Raw genomic sequence first — 20,004 nt, 5'->3', positions numbered from 1 at the left:
GTGAAAATGGGGTGTTTTGAACAAAAAACGCTCGAACAATCAAAAAAGTAAGAAAAACTTCAAAAAGGGCTTGCCAGTGTGATCGAAATCTCTATAATGCCACCTCGCTGACACGGGATGGCTTCGAAGCTTAGGTTTCAAAAGCGAAAACGAATCAGCAGGTCAAATTAGCCAAGCTAAGCGCTTGAAAAAAGTTTTGAAAATAGTGGTTGACACTAAAACTTAAATCGCTAAAATGGCCGTCCGATTTGAGCGAAGCTCAAAAAGGAAAAGCTCTTTAACAATTTAAACCTATCAATCTGTGTGGGCACTCGTTGATGAATATCAAAACGTTTTATCGTTAGATAAAACAGATTCTTCGGAATCAAAATTGATTTCAATGAACTGAGTGACCAATACGAAATTAAGTTTACTTAATTTTGGCACAGTCAATTCATTACCATTCTGTTGGGGTGGTAATAGCTTTAAAATTACATAGTAGTTTTGAAGTCAGTATTCGTTGAGTCACAAAATCTTAAATTGAAGAGTTTGATCATGGCTCAGATTGAACGCTGGCGGCAGGCCTAACACATGCAAGTCGAGCGGAAACGACACTAACAATCCTTCGGGTGCGTTAATGGGCGTCGAGCGGCGGACGGGTGAGTAATGCCTAGGAAATTGCCTTGATGTGGGGGATAACCATTGGAAACGATGGCTAATACCGCATAATGCCTACGGGCCAAAGAGGGGGATCTTCGGACCTCTCGCGTCAAGATATGCCTAGGTGGGATTAGCTAGTTGGTGAGGTAATGGCTCACCAAGGCGACGATCCCTAGCTGGTCTGAGAGGATGATCAGCCACACTGGAACTGAGACACGGTCCAGACTCCTACGGGAGGCAGCAGTGGGGAATATTGCACAATGGGCGAAAGCCTGATGCAGCCATGCCGCGTGTATGAAGAAGGCCTTCGGGTTGTAAAGTACTTTCAGTTGTGAGGAAGGGGGTAACGTTAATAGCGTTATCTCTTGACGTTAGCAACAGAAGAAGCACCGGCTAACTCCGTGCCAGCAGCCGCGGTAATACGGAGGGTGCGAGCGTTAATCGGAATTACTGGGCGTAAAGCGCATGCAGGTGGTTCATTAAGTCAGATGTGAAAGCCCGGGGCTCAACCTCGGAACTGCATTTGAAACTGGTGAACTAGAGTGCTGTAGAGGGGGGTAGAATTTCAGGTGTAGCGGTGAAATGCGTAGAGATCTGAAGGAATACCAGTGGCGAAGGCGGCCCCCTGGACAGACACTGACACTCAGATGCGAAAGCGTGGGGAGCAAACAGGATTAGATACCCTGGTAGTCCACGCCGTAAACGATGTCTACTTGGAGGTTGTGGCCTTGAGCCGTGGCTTTCGGAGCTAACGCGTTAAGTAGACCGCCTGGGGAGTACGGTCGCAAGATTAAAACTCAAATGAATTGACGGGGGCCCGCACAAGCGGTGGAGCATGTGGTTTAATTCGATGCAACGCGAAGAACCTTACCTACTCTTGACATCCAGAGAAGCCAGCGGAGACGCAGGTGTGCCTTCGGGAGCTCTGAGACAGGTGCTGCATGGCTGTCGTCAGCTCGTGTTGTGAAATGTTGGGTTAAGTCCCGCAACGAGCGCAACCCTTATCCTTGTTTGCCAGCGAGTAATGTCGGGAACTCCAGGGAGACTGCCGGTGATAAACCGGAGGAAGGTGGGGACGACGTCAAGTCATCATGGCCCTTACGAGTAGGGCTACACACGTGCTACAATGGCGCATACAGAGGGCAGCAAGCTAGCGATAGTGAGCGAATCCCAAAAAGTGCGTCGTAGTCCGGATTGGAGTCTGCAACTCGACTCCATGAAGTCGGAATCGCTAGTAATCGTGAATCAGAATGTCACGGTGAATACGTTCCCGGGCCTTGTACACACCGCCCGTCACACCATGGGAGTGGGCTGCAAAAGAAGTGGGTAGTTTAACCTTTCGGGGAGGACGCTCACCACTTTGTGGTTCATGACTGGGGTGAAGTCGTAACAAGGTAGCCCTAGGGGAACCTGGGGCTGGATCACCTCCTTATACGAAGATACTTACGATGAGTGTCCACACAGATTGATTAGGTTTAGAAAAGTAAAGAGACGAAGAACTCCCAAGTTCTTCAATATCCAGTGTCCCGTTCGTCTAGAGGCCTAGGACACCGCCCTTTCACGGCGGTAACAGGGGTTCGACTCCCCTACGGGATACCATTGGGTCGTTAGCTCAGTTGGTAGAGCAGTTGACTTTTAATCAATTGGTCGCAGGTTCGAATCCTGCACGACCCACCATTCTTTCTCCGCGTAAAGGATGGCTTTTATTTTCACTTTTATTAAAAGTGAAGACAAAAGAAACTATCGTGGGCGATTAGCTCAGTTGGGAGAGCACCTGCCTTACAAGCAGGGGGTCACTGGTTCGAGCCCGGTATCGCCCACCATTCTCTAAATATTCTTGGTTATAGTCATACCCAAACCACTTCTTTTGTCGTTGGTTGGTGTGTTTGACCCTAAGAGTATTTAGAAAATGCGAATTTTAGAACACTGGTTCTTAAAGTCTCATGCTCTTTAACAATTTGGAAAGCTGACTGATTGATTGCTTACGAGTAATTCAATCAAATTTAAAAGTTCTCAATGTTTATCTTTCATTAGATAAACACAACAAACACATTCAAGTGTCTTGTATTCGAATCAAACGTTAGTTTGATTCACAATTGAGTCCGGCAAACAGTCATCAATAATTAACCCTTCTTGATGACAACCAAAAACCTTGGTTAGTTGCCATACGCTAAGACCCTTTCGGGTTGTATGGTTAAGTGACTAAGCGTACACGGTGGATGCCTTGGCAGTCAGAGGCGATGAAAGACGTAATAACTTGCGATAAGCCCAGATTAGGTAGTAATAACCTTTTGAGTCTGGGATTTCTGAATGGGGAAACCCACGTGCATAAGCACGTATCCTGTTGTGAATACATAGCAACAGGAGGCAAACCGGGGGAACTGAAACATCTAAGTACCCCGAGGAAGAGAAATCAACCGAGATTCCGAAAGTAGCGGCGAGCGAAATTGGATTAGCCCTTAAGCTTTTAATGAGACAGATGAAGGCTCTGGAAAGTGCCGCAATAAAGGGTGATAGCCCCGTAATCGACATCTCATAATCAGTGAAAACGAGTAGGGCGGGACACGTGATATCCTGTCTGAATATGGGGGGACCATCCTCCAAGGCTAAATACTACTGACTGACCGATAGTGAACCAGTACCGTGAGGGAAAGGCGAAAAGAACCCCTGTGAGGGGAGTGAAATAGAACCTGAAACCGTGTACGTACAAGCAGTAGGAGCACCTTCGTGGTGTGACTGCGTACCTTTTGTATAATGGGTCAGCGACTTAATTTTAGTAGCAAGGTTAACCGTTTAGGGGAGCCGTAGGGAAACCGAGTCTTAACTGGGCGTACAGTTGCTAGGATTAGACCCGAAACCAGGTGATCTAGCCATGGGCAGGTTGAAGGTTGAGTAACATCAACTGGAGGACCGAACCGACTAATGTTGAAAAATTAGCGGATGACTTGTGGCTAGGGGTGAAAGGCCAATCAAACCTGGAGATAGCTGGTTCTCCCCGAAAGCTATTTAGGTAGCGCCTCGGACGAATACTACTGGGGGTAGAGCACTGTTAAGGCTAGGGGGTCATCCCGACTTACCAACCCTTTGCAAACTCCGAATACCAGTAAGTACTATCCGGGAGACACACGGCGGGTGCTAACGTCCGTCGTGGAGAGGGAAACAACCCAGACCGCCAGCTAAGGTCCCAAAGTATAGCTAAGTGGGAAACGATGTGGGAAGGCTCAGACAGCCAGGATGTTGGCTTAGAAGCAGCCATCATTTAAAGAAAGCGTAATAGCTCACTGGTCGAGTCGGCCTGCGCGGAAGATGTAACGGGGCTAAGCTATACACCGAAGCTGCGGCTACGTACCTTAGGGTATGTGGGGTAGGGGAGCGTTCTGTAAGCCGTTGAAGGTGTGCTGTAAGGCATGCTGGAGGTATCAGAAGTGCGAATGCTGACATGAGTAACGATAAAGGGAGTGAAAAACTCCCTCGCCGGAAGACCAAGGGTTCCTGTCCAACGTTAATCGGGGCAGGGTAAGTCGACTCCTAAGGCGAGGCCGAAAGGCGTAGTCGATGGGAAACGGGTTAATATTCCCGTACTTCTTACAATTGCGATGGGGGGACGGAGAAGGCTAGGTGGGCCTGGCGACGGTTGTCCAGGTTCAAGTATGTAGGCGGAAAGTTTAGGTAAATCCGGACTTTCTTAACGCTGAGATACGATGTCGAGCTACTACGGTAGTGAAGTCATTGATGCCATGCTTCCAGGAAAAGCCTCTAAGCTTCAGATTGTAAGGAATCGTACCCCAAACCGACACAGGTGGTCGGGTAGAGAATACCAAGGCGCTTGAGAGAACTCGGGTGAAGGAACTAGGCAAAATGGTACCGTAACTTCGGGAGAAGGTACGCTCTTATCAGTGAAGTCCCTTGCGGATGGAGCAGACGAGAGTCGCAGATACCAGGTGGCTGCAACTGTTTATTAAAAACACAGCACTGTGCAAAATCGTAAGATGACGTATACGGTGTGACGCCTGCCCGGTGCCGGAAGGTTAATTGATGGGGTTAGACTTCGGTCGAAGCTCTTGATCGAAGCCCCGGTAAACGGCGGCCGTAACTATAACGGTCCTAAGGTAGCGAAATTCCTTGTCGGGTAAGTTCCGACCTGCACGAATGGCGTAATGATGGCCACGCTGTCTCCACCCGAGACTCAGTGAAATTGAAATCGCTGTGAAGATGCAGTGTACCCGCGGCTAGACGGAAAGACCCCGTGAACCTTTACTACAGCTTGGCACTGAACATTGAACCTACATGTGTAGGATAGGTGGGAGACTATGAAACCGCGTCGCTAGATGTGGTGGAGTCGTCCTTGAAATACCACCCTTGTAGTTTTGATGTTCTAACGTTGGTCCCTGAATCGGGATTACGGACAGTGCCTGGTGGGTAGTTTGACTGGGGCGGTCTCCTCCCAAAGAGTAACGGAGGAGCACGAAGGTGGGCTAAACACGGTTGGACATCGTGTGGTTAGTGCAATGGCATAAGCCCGCTTGACTGCGAGAATGACAATTCGAGCAGGTGCGAAAGCAGGTCATAGTGATCCGGTGGTTCTGAATGGAAGGGCCATCGCTCAACGGATAAAAGGTACTCCGGGGATAACAGGCTGATACCGCCCAAGAGTTCATATCGACGGCGGTGTTTGGCACCTCGATGTCGGCTCATCACATCCTGGGGCTGAAGTCGGTCCCAAGGGTATGGCTGTTCGCCATTTAAAGTGGTACGCGAGCTGGGTTTAGAACGTCGTGAGACAGTTCGGTCCCTATCTGCCGTGGGCGTTGGAAAATTGAAAGGGGCTGCTCCTAGTACGAGAGGACCGGAGTGGACGAACCTCTGGTGTTCGGGTTGTCATGCCAATGGCATTGCCCGGTAGCTAAGTTCGGAATCGATAACCGCTGAAAGCATCTAAGCGGGAAGCGAGCCTTGAGATGAGTTTTCCCTGACGCTATAAGCGTCCTAAAGGGTTGTCGTAGACTACGACGTTGATAGGCAGGGTGTGTAAGTGCTGCGAGGCATTGAGCTAACCTGTACTAATTGCCCGTGAGGCTTAACCATACAACACCCAAGGGGTTTTGTGGACTCAAAGACAGACCTTGAATGAGTTTGAAGAGACTTTTAAATTAGCTTTCCGAATTTTAAAATTTGCTTGGCGACCATAGCATTGTGGACCCACCTGATTCCATGCCGAACTCAGAAGTGAAACACAATAGCGCCGATGGTAGTGTGGGGCTTCCCCATGTGAGAGTAGGACATCGCCAGGCTTCAAATTAAATCTTTAGGTTGACCGACCTGGAGATATGGACGCTCACTTAGTGAGTTGACCACTGCGGAGTGGTAGTTCAGTTGGTTAGAATACCGGCCTGTCACGCCGGGGGTCGCGGGTTCGAGTCCCGTCCACTCCGCCACTTATTCGATAACCTCGCCTAGTGCGAGGTTTTTTCGAATCTGAAGTAGTAAAAAGTTTTAGGGGTGTAGCTCCAATTGGCAGAGCAGCGGATTCCAAATCCGCGTGTTGGGAGTTCGAATCTCTCCACCCCTGCCATATTTAAAGCCTCAGCAGAAATGCTGGGGCTTTTTTACGTCTGTTGCTTCTGAAAAGTAATGTTGGGATAGCTAGGCGTTCCTGGCATATTTAAGGCTCCAGACTACGCGTCCCAGCAGAAATCTTGGAATCCTTTTGCTTTCTAATTATTCGATTTTTTAGTCGATAATTCCTATCTTCAACAGAATCTAGCCTTAAAAGTGTAAGTGCTTACTTATCTCAGCTTCTTTTATAAACAATCGACAGCACAAACCACACTTCTTTATGAGAATTATTCTCAATATTTTGTTACATTTTGGTCGTTATTACTAAAAGGCAACAAATATGGATATTTCCCGTCGTAAGTTTATTCAATCATCTCTCGCTATATCTGCACTAACCGTCCTGCCGGCTTGTTCAATGAAGCTGTCTGTTGATGAACAAGGAAAGTTCGTTTATGACTTAACTGCTGAGCCCTCAACTGCTGAGTTGGTAAAGGGGTTTAATACTAATGTTTTAGCCTTTAATGGACAGATTCCAGCGCCGATTATTCGCTGTCGACAAGGCGAAAAGGTAACGATCCGATTTACCAACAAGCTTTCAGAACCGACGACAATTCATTGGCATGGACTGAGAATTCCAATCGAAATGGACGGGGTTCCTTTCTTAAGTCAGCCTCCTATTATGCCCGGTGAAACGTTTGTCTATGAGTTTACGCCACCAGATGCGGGTACTTTTTGGTATCACCCACACATGAACAGCGTTAAACAACTGGGTATGGGCTTAGTCGGCCTTATTATTGTTGAAGAGAGCGCGCCAGTTCAGTTCGATGAAGAGCATGCTCTGATGCTTAAACATTGGCATATCGACAAACAAGGTCAGTGGAAAGACTTAATGATTCCCCGCCTCAGCGCTCGTATGGGCACGCCAGGAGAGTGGAGTAGCGTTAATGGAGTACATGAACCTATTTATCAATTGAAGCAACATGCAACGACTAGGCTCCGTATCGCTAATGTTGATAACACGATTACCTATCCGATTGCTATTGAAGGGGCAGAAGCATGGGTCATTGCCATTGATGGTAACCCTGTAAAGACACCTTATAAGCTGACTCAACATAAAATTGGCCCAGGTATGCGTGTCGACCTTGGGCTGATTGCTCCTAAGGTGGGCGAGCAAGTGAGTGTCCTTCAAATGAAGGGGCGTTTTCCATTCTCCTTGTGTGAGTTTGAGGTTGTAGATTCAACGTTAATAGAAGGCCAAACACTTCCTTCATTGCCTCTGAATCCCGTGCCTAACTTAGATCTCGCCAACGCAGAAGAAATCGATTTTGTGTTTGAGTGGGAAGGGGCGGTATCACCAGTATCTAAAGATGGTAAGTCCATGCCTAAGTTTTGGCTTACTAATAAGCGAGCATGGGAGGGAATGAGCAAAGACAATATTCCAGAGCCGTTGGTGACTTTAGAGTTAGGTAAGACTTACATATTCGATCTTAAGAACGTCACTCAATATCATCACCCGATTCATATTCACGGTCATACATTTACTGTATTGGAACTTGATGGTAAAAAAATTGAAGAACCCTTCCATACCGACACTGTGTTACTTGGGAAAAATGGTCGAGCGAAAGCTGCGTTTGTTGCAGACAACCCTGGACGTTGGATGTACCACTGTCATGTCATTGAGCACATGAAAACGGGACTAATGGGATATATTGAAGTTAAGTGACACCTGTAACGTTTAATTTTTGCGCATGCATTCTTAGTTCTACCCTCGCTTTTATCGGCGGTAAAGCTAGAATATAGGGACTGTTATTTGGGAGGATTCATGGGTCAGCTATCTATTTTAGGTTTTATTGCCATTGGTGGCGCATTTGGTGCTTGTTCGCGCTATTTGATTTCAGAGTTATGTGTAGTGATGTTAGGGCGTGGCTTTCCTTACGGTACGTTGACTGTTAACGTGATCGGCTCTTTGATTATGGGCTTGCTCATCGCCGCATTCGAAAATGAGATGGTTGCGACTGAACCATGGAGACAGATCATTGGCCTCGGTTTCCTTGGAGCACTGACTACGTTCTCTACATTTTCGATGGATAACGTGCTTCTTATGCAGCAGGGCGCTTTCTTTAAGATGGGGCTTAATGTGTTGCTCAACGTGGTTCTCAGTATTTCAGCAGCATGGATCGGCTTCCAACTTTTGATAAAGTCTTAAAACTTTCTTACGATTTGTTAACAACTCGGCTTGGTTTATCCAAGCCGTTTTTATATACTCGATCGAACTTGTCGGAGTGCCATATGGCTGAGACCGTTAACTCGGGATCCGTTGAACCTGATCAGGCTAATACCTGCGAAGGGAACAAGAGTAGATATCTAACTAGAATCCTTCTAGAGATCTATCTCCAGATCACAACTGTATTTCTTACCGTGATCCCTCTTGTAGCATCTAATCCGTCAAGCATTTTTATCCCTATAAATAATGGCTAAAAGCCAAGGAAAAATGCTATGTCGAGTCGTAAACAAGCAAGACTGGAAGCGAAGAATTTCATTGATTCTTTATCCGTACAACCTTATCCAAATTCAAAAAAAGCTTACATCCAAGGATCTCGAGAAGATATCCAAGTCCCTGTGCGAGAAATATCACTCGCAGATAGCCTTGTCGGTGGCACCAAAAAAGAGCCTGTATTCGAATCTAATGAGCCTATTCATGTCTACGATACCTCCGGTGTTTATACCGATCCTACGCATGAAATAGACCTTTATAGCGGCCTTCCTAAGTTGCGAGAGCAATGGATTGAAGAGCGTGGCGATACGGAATTGCTCGATGATGTAAGCTCTGTTTACACCAAAGAACGTTTAGAAGATGAAACCCTAGACGACCTTCGTTACGGAAACCTGCCTAGAATTCGTCGTGCTACTGGCGACCAATGTGTAACTCAACTGCATTATGCTCGTCAGGGTATTATCACTCCTGAGATGGAGTATATTGCGATACGTGAGAACATGGGACGTCAGAAGTTTGCTGACGAACAACTTAATCACCAACACCCTGGCCATAACTTTGGCGCCAACCTACCTAAAGAAATCACCCCTGAGTTCGTGCGTAAAGAGGTTGCTGAAGGTCGAGCTATTATCCCTTCAAACATCAACCACCCAGAATCAGAACCTATGATTATTGGTAGAAACTTCTTAGTGAAAGTGAACGCCAATATCGGTAACTCTTCAGTAAGCTCTTCAATTGAAGAAGAAGTTGAGAAGTTAGTATGGTCAACCCGCTGGGGTGGCGACACCGTAATGGACCTTTCTACTGGACGTAATATCCACGAGACTCGTGAATGGATCCTGCGTAACAGCCCTGTGCCTATTGGTACGGTTCCTATGTATCAAGCGCTTGAAAAAGTGAATGGCGTTGCAGAAGACCTAAACTGGGAAGTGATGCGCGATACCTTGATTGAACAAGCTGAGCAGGGTGTTGATTACTTCACTATCCACGCAGGTTTGCTGCTTCGTTACGTACCTATGACGGCTAAACGTGTGACTGGCATTGTCTCTCGTGGTGGATCTATTATCGCGAAATGGTGTCTTGCACATCATCAGGAAAGCTTCCTATACACACATTTCCGCGAGATCTGTGAGATCTGTGCGAAGTATGATGTTGCTCTTTCACTAGGTGATGGCTTGCGTCCAGGCTCTATTGCAGATGCTAACGATGAGGCTCAATTCTCGGAGTTACGCACTCTAGGTGAGTTGACTAAAGTGGCTTGGGAATATGACGTTCAGGTGATCATTGAAGGCCCTGGACATGTACCTATGCATCTTATTAAAGAGAACATGGACGAGCAGTTAGAGCACTGCCATGAAGCGCCTTTCTATACTTTAGGTCCACTGACTACAGATATTGCGCCGGGTTATGACCATATTACCTCTGGTATTGGTGCAGCCATGATCGGTTGGTACGGCTGTGCGATGCTTTGTTATGTAACTCCTAAAGAGCATTTAGGCTTGCCAAACAAAGAAGATGTGAAGACTGGCTTGATTACTTACAAGCTGGCAGCACATGCTGCAGACTTGGCAAAAGGGCACCCGGGCGCACAAATTCGAGATAATGCATTATCTAAAGCGCGTTTCGAATTCCGTTGGGAAGACCAATTTAATCTAGCTTTAGATCCGGAAACAGCACGTTCTTTCCACGATGAAACCTTGCCACAAGAGTCGGGCAAGGTTGCTCACTTCTGCTCTATGTGTGGTCCTAAGTTCTGCTCGATGAAGATTTCTCAAGAAGTTCGAGAGTACGCGAAAGACACAGAACAAGTAGCCGCTGATCAGGCTATTGAGATTAAGATGCTAGATAACCCGTTGGAGGGAATGCGTCAAAAATCACAAGAGTTCCGTGATACTGGCTCTGAACTTTATCACCCTGCAATAGGCGCAAAAGAAGCTCAACTAGAGGAATAATGACAGTGAAGATTCTCATCCCATCTCAATACATCGAGTTAACGGGAGAGGTTCAAAACTGTCTATTGGTTGCTAAACGACAAGGTTTAGCAACTGATGCAGTTGAGTTGGGTGTTAGCCCAACTCGATACTTCTCTATCGTTGATGCTCAACAGGCACCATCTATTGGCTTTGTTGATGATGTTGATTCCTTAGCAGAGTGTCAGTTAGCGGAACTGAACCATGTTGTTGATTACAGTAATTCAGCCGCGTTGACCGATGTTTGTGCTGCTTTGGCTCAAGCTTCGAACACCGTCTATATCGGAGTCTCCGATGATTCAGCTGTGTTAGATATCTGGTCACACTTAGGTGCTAATCGTGTTATCAAGAACGAAACTGCAGCTCATCAAGAGTTAGATAGTCGTGGTCACTTCGCTTGGTTACTTACATTATTGGCGTTAGAGTTTCCATGGGAAGACGCATTGGTCTTGGCTCGCGCTACATCGAATGTTTCACGTGGAACATGGCCAGCACATTATCAAGACTTTCCTATCCCCATCCTTGAAGATGAACGACTGAATATAAGCGTTGGTTGGGCTAACCAAGGGACATCACTTTCCTTCCCTGAGTTGAGCAAAAATAGCCTCGGTTTATACCCAGTAGTTGATGATGTTGCGTGGATAGAAAGGTTGCTCAAGCTTGGAATTAATACAGTTCAACTGCGTATTAAGAACCCTAAGCAAGCAGATTTGGAACAACAAGTCGCACGAGCAATCGAACTTGGTCGAGAACATAACGCTCAGGTTTTTATTAACGATTACTGGCAGCTTGCGCTCAAGCATGGTGCTTTTGGTGTACATCTTGGGCAAGAGGATATTGAAGAATCAAACCTTTCCCAACTGAGCCAAGCGGGTATTAAGATTGGTCTATCGACTCATGGTTATTATGAGTTGCTACGCATCGTCCAAATCAATCCAAGCTACATTGCACTAGGCCATATATTTCCGACCACGACGAAACAGATGCCATCGAAGCCTCAAGGTTTGGTGCGTTTATCTCTGTACCAACAGCTAATTGATACCATCCCATACACAGAAAAGCTTGTTGGTTATCCGACGGTGGCTATTGGCGGTATTGACCAATCGACAGCTGCGCAGGTTTGGGATTGTGGTGTATCGAGCTTAGCGGTTGTACGCGCAATTACATTAGCGGAAGACCCACAGAAAGTGATCGAATTCTTCGATAAGCTGATGGCTCCTAGGTCTTCAATGACTAGTAAAGAGGTTATGCGGGAGCCTAGCTATGCTGAGTGACTTTGAGTTCATCCGTTACCAACGACAAATTGCACTACCTGAGGTTGGTGAGCAAGGGCAACGAAACCTGTTAAACAGCCATGTGTTGGTGATGGGTTGCGGTGGTTTAGGTAATGCGGCTTCTCTCTATCTCGCAGCTTCTGGTGTTGGAAGAATCGTGTTGGTCGATGATGACTGTGTTGATTCGTCCAACCTGCAGAGACAGGTAGCGTTTAAGGAAAGCCAATTAGGTTTACCTAAGGTCGAAGCACTCAAACAACAACTGAATGAGCTTAATGGTCGAGGCCAAGTAAGAACTATCAATCAACGAATGAGTGAAAGCCAACTTAAATTAGAAGTCATGTTGGCTGATCTCGTATTGGATTGTACTGACAATTTCGCGTCACGCCAGCAGGTTAACCGAGCTTGTTTCAAAGCTAATACACCTTTGATATCGGGTTCTGCAATCGGCTGGAGAGGTCAATTTATTGTCTTTGATTATCAGAACCGGCAGGGGTGTTATCACTGTCTTTTCCCGTTTGAACATCATCCACAAACAACGCGTTGTAGTGATAGCGGCATTATTGGTCCAGTGGTTGGAACGATAGGTAACCTCCAAGCTCTTGCTGCTATTCAGCGTATTAGCGGTGGCGAGTTTAAAGTCGCAACGCATCAGTTAAAACTGTTCGATGGCCAGACCATGAACTGGCAAAACCTAATGGTCACGCAAGATAGCGAATGTCCGGTTTGCAATACAACTGCGATCCAACACCTACAAGAAGAAGCACAATGAGCCACATAACTATTTCTATAAACGAGCAACCAGAGCAGGTCGCGCAATCATCGTCTCTTTCAGACATCATCCAAGCACTATCGCTACCTGATTTAGGCTGTGTGTTTGCTATCAATAACGCTGTTGTACCACGCAGCCAATGGCAACAAACCATCGTCAACGAAGGCGATTCCATCTCTCTTTTCCAAGCTATTGCAGGGGGCTAACCATGTTAATCATCGCAGATAAAACGTTTCAATCACGTCTGTTCACGGGAACCGGCAAGTTTGCAAACAAGCATTTGATGGCGAGTGCTATTGAAGCTTCCGGTTCTCAACTGGCAACCATGGCACTAAAGAGAGTCGATATTCGTTCTGAGCAAGATGATATTTTACAGCCAATTATTGATGCTGGCGTTAATCTACTTCCGAATACCTCTGGTGCGAAGAACGCTAAGGATGCAATTTTCGCCGCACACTTGGCTCGTGAAGCATTAGGTACTAACTGGCTAAAGCTTGAGATTCACCCAGATCCAAAGTACTTGATGCCAGACCCAATCGAGACACTTAATGCTGCTGAGCAACTAGTGAAAGATGGCTTTGTTGTGTTGCCTTATTGCCACGCCGACCCTGTTTTGTGTAAACGCTTAGAAGAGGTAGGCTGCGCCGCTGTGATGCCATTAGGTGCTCCGATTGGTTCTAATAAGGGAATCGCGTCAGCAGACTTCCTAGAGATCATTATCGACCAAGCGAACGTTCCTGTGATTGTTGATGCTGGCATTGGTGCACCATCACATGCTGCTCGTGCAATGGAAATGGGCGCGGACGCTGTTCTAGTTAATACTGCGATTGCTGCTTCTCAACAGCCTGTTGATATGGCGATTGCCTTTAAGCTGGCAGTTGAAGCTGGTCGAATGGCTTACCTTGCTGGGCTAGCAGGTCAGGTATCTCACGCGGTTGCTTCAAGCCCGCTCACCTCATTCCTAGACGAGTAGTAGTGCTATGACGTTTGTTGATCGATTTAAACAGCTCAACTGGGATGACATTGGTATGTCTATCTTCAGCAAGACTGCAACGGATGTTGAACGTGCTCTGAGTAAACCCAAACGTGACTTAGAAGATTTTAAGGCTTTAATTTCTCCGGCTGCAGAACCTTACTTAGAGCAGATGGCACAACGATCGTTGGCACTAACACGTAAGCGGTTCGGTAATACGATGTCGCTGTATATTCCTTTGTACTTATCGAACTTGTGTGCGAATGCGTGTACCTATTGTGGCTTCTCAATGGAGAACCGCATTAAGCGTCGCACACTAACCTTGGATGAAATTGATGCCGAAAGCGCGGCCATCAAAAAGATGAAATTCGATAGTGTATTGTTGGTGACCGGCGAACACGAAACTAAGGTTGGAATGAAATACTTCCGTGAGGTGCTACCGAATATCAAAGCGCAATTTAACTATCTTGCGATGGAAGTGCAGCCGCTTGATCAAGACGACTACGCCGAGCTCAAAACGCTTGGCTTAGATGCTGTGATGGTTTACCAAGAAACATATAGCCCAAGTACCTACGCTGAGCACCACTTGCGTGGCAACAAAATGGATTTTGAATACCGGCTCGAAACGCCAGATCGTTTGGCAAAAGCGGGTATTGATAAGATAGGTATTGGTGCTTTGATTGGCCTGGAAGATTGGCGAACGGACTGCTTCTTCGTTGCAGCTCATTTAGACTACCTTGAACGTACGTATTGGCAAACGCGTTACTCGATTTCTTTCCCACGTCTTCGTCCTTGTGAGGGAGGCTTACAACCTAAGTCGATCATGAGTGACAAACAGCTAGTTCAACTTATCTGTGCTTATCGACTATTAAATCCTGAGGTTGAGTTGTCTCTTTCGACTCGTGAGTCAGCAACGTTCCGCGATAACGTGCTGCCTTTGGGTATCACGAGTATGTCGGCGGCTTCTAAAACCCAACCTGGCGGTTATGCTTCCGGTGAAGAAGAGCTTGAGCAGTTTGAGATAAGTGATGAGAGAAGTGCAGCTGATGTTGAGGCTATGATTCGTCAACGCGGGTTCGACCCGGTGTGGCGAGACTGGCACAGCGCTTACTCTGGTTAACCTGCATATTGGCTGATGTTCCACGTGAAACATCAATGATGTGAAACTGACAAACAAAAACGGCTACCTAAAGGTAGCCGTTTTCCTTTCATTAAGTTTGAATTAGCGAAGCATTAAGCATTAAGCATGAGCAAGTGGAGTTGTTGATTGGCGTAACCATTCCAATGTATCACCTTCAACCAATGGGCTAACGTCGTTCCAAACTTTCTGATGGTAGTCGTTCAGCCACGCCAGTTCAGGTCGTGTTAGCAAATCAACATTGATGTTGCGCTTATCGATAGGGCAACGTGTTAGCGACTCAAAGGTTAGTACAGAGAAATCACCTTGAGTTGGCAGCTCAACCACCAGCTCTAGGTTTTCGATACGGATTCCAAATTCATCTGCACGGTAGTAACCCGGCTCGTTTGATAACACCATGCCTTCAACAAGAGGTACGTCGATTAGCTTCTTAGAGATGCTTTGCGGACCTTCATGAACACTTAGGAAATGACCAACACCGTGACCAGTACCGTGGTCGTAGTCGAAGCCTTCTGCCCATAAGTGTTGGCGAGCTAGGATATCAAGTTGGAAACCACGAGTACCCTGTGGGAAACGTGCTCGCGCGATACCGATGTGACCTTTAAGCGCTAGCGTGAACTGCTGGATCATTTCGTCGCTTGGCTGGCCAATTGCGATAGTACGAGTGATGTCGGTCGTGCCATCTAAATACTGACCGCCTGAATCGACTAGGTACAGAGTATTCATCTCTAACTGACCTGGTTCAGGTTGGTTCTCGTGGTTGTAGTGACACATTGCTGCGTTGCCGCCTGCTGCTGAAATCGTGTCAAAACTTAGGTCCATTAGCGTTGGGTCTTGCTCGCGGAATGATTGTACTTTGTCAGCCAATACCGCTTCGTTGTGTAGGTTACCTTGCGCTACTTCAGCATCAATCCAAGACAAGAACTTGGCCATCGCAACACCATCACGAATGTGACACGCTTTCATACCTGCGATCTCAGTTGCGTTCTTCGCGGCTTTTGGCATTAAGCATGGATCTGCTGCTTCAATGATATGTGCGCCAGCGTTTTGTAGAACAAGCGTGTACCAAGCATTGCTTGTGCCTGAATCGACAGATACATTTTTGCTTTCTAATGATTGAAGGCGCGCTTCAAGCTCTGATGGGTGAGAAACTCGAATACCATTACCAACGTGTGCTTCAAAGCCTGTTGGGATACGTGCTGGGTCTAGGAAGAAATCGACGCTTTCATCGGCGTGAATGATCGCGTTGGATAACACAACAGGTAGACGGGATACGTCCAAACCACGAATGTTAAGCAACCAACATATTGAGTCAAGCTCGGTAAGGATAGCGGCGTCCGCACCTTTTGCTTTTAGTAAGCCAGCAATCTCGGCACGCTTGTTCTCGCTTGATTGACCAACGGCGTCTGTTGCCATTAGGCGAACACCGGATACCACAGGCTCAGGGCGATTAGACCAAAGCTCATCCATTGGATTAGAAGAGAGTGTTGTTAGCTCAACTTTCTCTGCCAGTTTTGCTTGTGCGCCTTTCAACCAAGCTGCGGTGTGCATGCGTGGGTCGAAGGCAACCTTACTGCCTTGTGGCAATGAATTAATGATCCAATCTAAAGCCGGTTCTTCAATAAGGTGGCGATACTCAAATAACTCTGCTGGTACTTGCTTACGAACCTGAACGGTGTAGCGACCATCAACAAAAATAGCAGCAGTTTCACGAGTGATAACTGCGGCACCGGCAGAACCAGTGAAACCTGTTAACCAGTGAAGTCGCTCGTTATGAGCTGGAACGTATTCACCTAGGTATTCGTCTTCGTGTGGAATGATAACGGCATCTAGGTTGTTTGTTTCAAGCCAAGCTCGAACCGCAGCAACGCGTTCAGCAGTGATATTGTGCATCTGTGTTTATCCTTATTGTTAGGGTCCTTGTTAACACTCACCGTCGATATACATGTGAGGGGACTTATTAGGTCAATAAGCTAGCGCTTTTGTTCGTTTGCTGCAAACGCTGTACGCCATTTTTATCTAAGGTGCAGAGTTTTTTCTTTGATGATATCTCGCAGCCAAGTTAAGGCTGGGTCATTTTCTCTGTCACGGTGCCAAAACAGAGTGTATGCCATCGGTGGGAATTCCATTGGTAAAGGGACAACCACTAAGTCGAGTTGCTTGGCGACGAGGTAAGTAAAATGACTTGGTGCGGTAAACACAAAGTCGGTGTAGGTACACAAGCTTGCTGCACTATTGAAGTCTGGAACAGAAATAGCGATATCACGCTGATGACCAAGATCAGCCAGTTTGTAGTCGAGCAGCCAGCGATCGTTACCATCACATCTTACTTGTACATGACGTTGTGCAAGGTAGGTTTCCAGATCCCATTTACCGTTCAGAGCTGGGTGGTTGCGTCTTAACACACACATCTGTGCATCACGGTAGATCTCTTGTTCGCAAATATCATCTGGTGGCAGCATAGTCAGGCGCGCATCGTTGATGTCGATATCTTTACCCGTGAGTCCGATATCTAGTTCACCAAGCTGCAATTTCTTAAAGGTTTGCTCCGTCCAAGCATGGGTATTGATATTCACCTTAGGGGCTTGTCGAAATATAGCCGGTAAGAAGTGGGGAAGAATCAGCGGGTAAACACTCTCAACAGCCGCAATATGAAAACTGTGGTCGCTGTTGTTGGGAATGAACGTCTCTGGTTGGGTAAGCACATCAAGTTGATTGATCAGCGTTTCTAATCGAGGCTTTAGAAATAAAGCCTTAGGTGTTGGTCGTAGGCCATGAGCACTTCGCGTAAAAAGGGGGTCATTAAATTGCTCACGTAGCTTGGCTAGCGACTTACTCACAGCCGATTGGCTCAAGCATAATCGGTGTGCGGTGCGAGTGACACTCAGCTCTTCCATCAGCACCTGCAAGCAAACCAATAGATTGAGGTCGAGGCGTGATAGTTTTTCGATATTCATGTGAGTTTCCTATTTGGAATAATGCTAATGAGTATATGCCATTTTTGTTCATATCTTTAGTTGGTTATCATGCACCTAAATTAACTCATTCGGAGAATCTTGTGCCTTCTAACGCGCTTCCAACCCCTAGTAAACTGCAGGTTGCTTTATTGGCAATGCTGGTTCTATTTAGCCCTTTGGCTATAGATATTTATCTTCCAGCTCTGCCACAAATTTCGACAGCGTTTCACGTGGAACACGCACTAGCACAAGATACGATTACCTGGTTTTTATTTGCTATGGGCGTCGGGCAATTATTTGCAGGCCCTTTGGCTGATAAGTTAGGACGTCGAACCGTTGCATTGGGAGGTGTTAGTATCTATGCATTGAGTGCTTGCTTGGCGTGGGCAGCTCAATCGATTGATATGATGCTAATAGCTCGGCTGCTACAAGGCTTAGGAGCTTGTGCGACTTCTGTAGCAGCCTTTGCAACGGTTCGCGATCTATTTGGCCCTGAGAAAAGTGGCCGTATGATCAGTTACCTCAATGGTGCAATTTGCTTTATTCCTGCACTGGCACCGATTCTTGGTGCGTGGTTGACTCAACAGTTTGGCTGGCGCTCGAACTTCAGTTTCATGGCTGTGTTTGCTGTCGTGGTTGGCACCATTTTGTTTTTCCAAATGAAAGAGTCTAATCCAGCGACAGAAAAGGTCGCGGTGTTCAAACTTGAGCGTTACTGGTCGGTATTGAAAACACCATCATTCCTTTTCCACGCAACTTTGTGTCTGATGGCGATGGCGGTCATTCTTGCTTACGTTACCTCTGCACCTGTTGTGCTGATGGAAAACCTAGGTTTGACGATGAATGAGTTTACGTTCTGGTTTGGTATCAACGCGGTTATCAACATCACGGCTGCATTCACGGCACCGAAGTTCATGGACCGTTTTGGTACTTACAAAGCATTGGTTGTCGGTATTTCAACGCTTGGCTTAGCGGGTGTGGTTATGTTGGTGCTTGCTGAGCATGCTAGCGCGATCGCATTCATGCTGCCGATTTTCCTATCTTCAGTTGGCTTCGCTTGGATTCTTGGTGCCGCAGCCGGTAAGGCACTTGAACCTTTTGGTGACCGTGCGGGTACCGCAGCTGCGTTGCTTGGCTTGTTCCAAATGAGCGGTTCTGGACTGCTTGTTGGTACGATGCAACGTCTTGATTTAACGTCTCAAGTGATGATTGCGCTGCAAATGTTCCTTATTGTTCCTGCCTTGTTAGTGCTTGCGAGCAAAGCGGGTAAGTCGTGGCACACGACGTTTGCTAAGGCATAAGTCTCAAGGGTGACAAAATATACAAATGGCGGTTTGCGAAACGTTAAAACATGGTATATTTGTCACTCATTGAAACGTTAGTCCCCAACGGAAAATACTGTAATGTCATTAACAACCTACGAAATGGCGCGCATCTTAGAACAAATGGAAGATGCACCTGAAAAGGTCATGTTTGGTAAATTGCTTAAAGAGCTAGGAAACCAAAGTGAAGAGCGTATTCGCAGTGCGGCAAAACAAGTTCCAATTGATACTTTGCGAGATATCATTTACCAATTTCAACGCGTGGTTGAATCTCGTAAAGGTGAACAAGTTCAGCTACTAGCAAAAGAGCTAGCCGAGCAAGGTATTTCTGCTGAAGAATTACAAGCTTTTCTGAGCAAGTAGTTTTTCACCAGTTAAAAAGAAACCACTCATTTGAGTGGTTTTTTGCGTTTTGGGATTGTGTAAATTTAGACTCTGTTGAAAAGAGGTTTAACTTCTAAACTGCGCTTTCAAGATTCTATCCAATGAAAATGGTCCAGCGCCCCATACAACGACGATAAGAATCATTAATCCCCAAAGCTGATGATCGTAGAAGCCTTGCGCCCACAATACAGGGTATGACACGACGGCCATGATATTGAAAACGAACAGTACTGCAGCCATAGGTCGTGTTAATAAACCAAGAGCTAAGAACACCGGTAGAATCAATTCAGCGGCAGTCCCCATATAGGCCGCTAACTCCCAAGGTAACAGTGGGACTTGGTATTCCAACTCAAACAAGTAAAGGGTGCTATCCCAAGTTGCTATCTTGGTGAGCCCAGAGTTAAAGAAGACCCACGCCACCCATAGGCGGCAAAACAGAAGTAGGACAGGAACAAAAAGTGCCTGTGATTTCTCAATCAAATTGTCGTATTGAGCCATCATGTTCGTGACTGTGTTGTTATCCAT

General features: G+C 46.6%; 13 protein-coding genes, 5 tRNA genes, 3 rRNA genes and 1 riboswitch. Of the genes, 18 read left to right on the top strand and 3 right to left on the bottom strand.

Features of this window, described 5'->3' with window-relative positions; all coding sequences use genetic code 11:
* Positions 1-516 precede the first annotated feature (516 nt).
* The 16 genes from Q5H80_RS14190 (at position 517) to thiH (ending at position 14,798) form a co-directional block, all read left to right on the top strand.
* Positions 517-2,071 (top strand): 16S ribosomal RNA (locus Q5H80_RS14190).
* A gap of 91 nt (positions 2,072-2,162) precedes the next feature.
* Positions 2,163-2,238: transfer RNA gene (locus tag Q5H80_RS14185), tRNA-Glu, on the top strand.
* Between the two features lie 2 nt (positions 2,239-2,240).
* A tRNA-Lys gene (locus Q5H80_RS14180) sits at positions 2,241-2,316 on the top strand.
* Between the two features lie 70 nt (positions 2,317-2,386).
* Positions 2,387-2,462 (top strand) — tRNA-Val (locus Q5H80_RS14175).
* Between the two features lie 369 nt (positions 2,463-2,831).
* Positions 2,832-5,724 (top strand): 23S ribosomal RNA (locus Q5H80_RS14170).
* A 90-nt stretch (positions 5,725-5,814) separates the two neighbouring features.
* Positions 5,815-5,930 (top strand): 5S ribosomal RNA (rrf, locus tag Q5H80_RS14165).
* The 16S, 23S and 5S rRNA genes sit together here with 5 tRNA genes alongside, the layout of an rRNA operon.
* A 67-nt stretch (positions 5,931-5,997) precedes the next feature.
* Positions 5,998-6,074, top strand: a tRNA-Asp gene (locus Q5H80_RS14160).
* A 60-nt stretch (positions 6,075-6,134) separates the two neighbouring features.
* Positions 6,135-6,211: transfer RNA gene (locus Q5H80_RS14155), tRNA-Trp, on the top strand.
* A 324-nt stretch (positions 6,212-6,535) separates the two neighbouring features.
* Positions 6,536-7,918: a multicopper oxidase family protein gene (locus Q5H80_RS14150; RefSeq protein WP_304565945.1), complete on the top strand. Its 1,383-nt coding sequence runs from the start codon at positions 6,536-6,538 to the stop codon at positions 7,916-7,918.
* Positions 7,919-8,017: 99 nt separating this feature from the next.
* Complete coding sequence (gene crcB, locus Q5H80_RS14145) at positions 8,018-8,401, top strand: fluoride efflux transporter CrcB (RefSeq protein ID WP_004736665.1); 384 nt, start codon at positions 8,018-8,020, stop codon at positions 8,399-8,401.
* 62 nt (positions 8,402-8,463) lie between these two features.
* A riboswitch (TPP riboswitch) is annotated at positions 8,464-8,562 on the top strand.
* 129 nt (positions 8,563-8,691) lie between these two features.
* Complete coding sequence (gene thiC / locus Q5H80_RS14140; protein ID WP_304565898.1) at positions 8,692-10,641, top strand: phosphomethylpyrimidine synthase ThiC; 1,950 nt, start codon at positions 8,692-8,694, stop codon at positions 10,639-10,641.
* Positions 10,641-11,933 (top strand): thiamine phosphate synthase, encoded by a 1,293-nt coding sequence (locus Q5H80_RS14135; protein ID WP_304565897.1) that lies wholly within the window; start codon positions 10,641-10,643, stop codon positions 11,931-11,933. The genes thiC and Q5H80_RS14135 overlap by 1 nt, the downstream gene beginning before the upstream one ends.
* Positions 11,923-12,705 (top strand): HesA/MoeB/ThiF family protein, encoded by a 783-nt coding sequence (locus tag Q5H80_RS14130; protein ID WP_304565896.1) that lies wholly within the window; start codon positions 11,923-11,925, stop codon positions 12,703-12,705. The genes Q5H80_RS14135 and Q5H80_RS14130 overlap by 11 nt, the downstream gene beginning before the upstream one ends.
* Positions 12,702-12,911 (top strand): sulfur carrier protein ThiS, encoded by a 210-nt coding sequence (thiS, locus tag Q5H80_RS14125; RefSeq protein ID WP_019820040.1) that lies wholly within the window; start codon positions 12,702-12,704, stop codon positions 12,909-12,911. Before Q5H80_RS14130 ends, thiS begins: the two co-directional genes overlap by 4 nt.
* A gap of 2 nt (positions 12,912-12,913) precedes the next feature.
* Positions 12,914-13,678, top strand: coding sequence for a thiazole synthase (locus Q5H80_RS14120; protein WP_304565890.1), 765 nt, complete (start codon positions 12,914-12,916; stop codon positions 13,676-13,678).
* A gap of 7 nt (positions 13,679-13,685) precedes the next feature.
* Entirely contained in the window at positions 13,686-14,798 is a 1,113-nt protein-coding gene (gene thiH / locus Q5H80_RS14115) for a 2-iminoacetate synthase ThiH (RefSeq protein WP_304565888.1), read from the top strand.
* Positions 14,799-14,918: 120 nt separating this feature from the next.
* On the opposite strand, the gene Q5H80_RS14110 is transcribed toward thiH, so the two are convergent.
* Positions 14,919-16,709: an aminopeptidase P family protein gene (locus Q5H80_RS14110; protein ID WP_304565886.1), complete on the bottom strand. Its 1,791-nt coding sequence runs from the start codon at positions 16,707-16,709 to the stop codon at positions 14,919-14,921.
* A 122-nt stretch (positions 16,710-16,831) separates the two neighbouring features.
* Entirely contained in the window at positions 16,832-17,773 is a 942-nt protein-coding gene (locus Q5H80_RS14105; protein WP_304565884.1) for a LysR family transcriptional regulator, read from the bottom strand.
* A 101-nt stretch (positions 17,774-17,874) separates the two neighbouring features.
* On the opposite strand from Q5H80_RS14105, the gene Q5H80_RS14100 reads away from it, so the two are divergent.
* A complete protein-coding gene (locus tag Q5H80_RS14100) occupies positions 17,875-19,074 on the top strand; it encodes a multidrug effflux MFS transporter (protein ID WP_304565881.1) in 1,200 nt (399 codons plus the stop codon).
* A 102-nt stretch (positions 19,075-19,176) separates the two neighbouring features.
* Positions 19,177-19,458 (top strand): hypothetical protein, encoded by a 282-nt coding sequence (locus Q5H80_RS14095; RefSeq protein ID WP_016787602.1) that lies wholly within the window; start codon positions 19,177-19,179, stop codon positions 19,456-19,458.
* Between the two features lie 87 nt (positions 19,459-19,545).
* Here the strand turns inward: Q5H80_RS14095 and Q5H80_RS14090 are convergent, their stop codons facing one another.
* Positions 19,546-20,004: a DoxX family protein gene (locus Q5H80_RS14090; RefSeq protein ID WP_102421329.1), complete on the bottom strand. Its 459-nt coding sequence runs from the start codon at positions 20,002-20,004 to the stop codon at positions 19,546-19,548.

The organism is Vibrio sp. SNU_ST1 (assembly GCF_030563405.1).
GTDB lineage: Bacteria > Pseudomonadota > Gammaproteobacteria > Enterobacterales > Vibrionaceae > Vibrio.
This window is presented reverse-complemented; position numbering and strand designations above follow the sequence as displayed.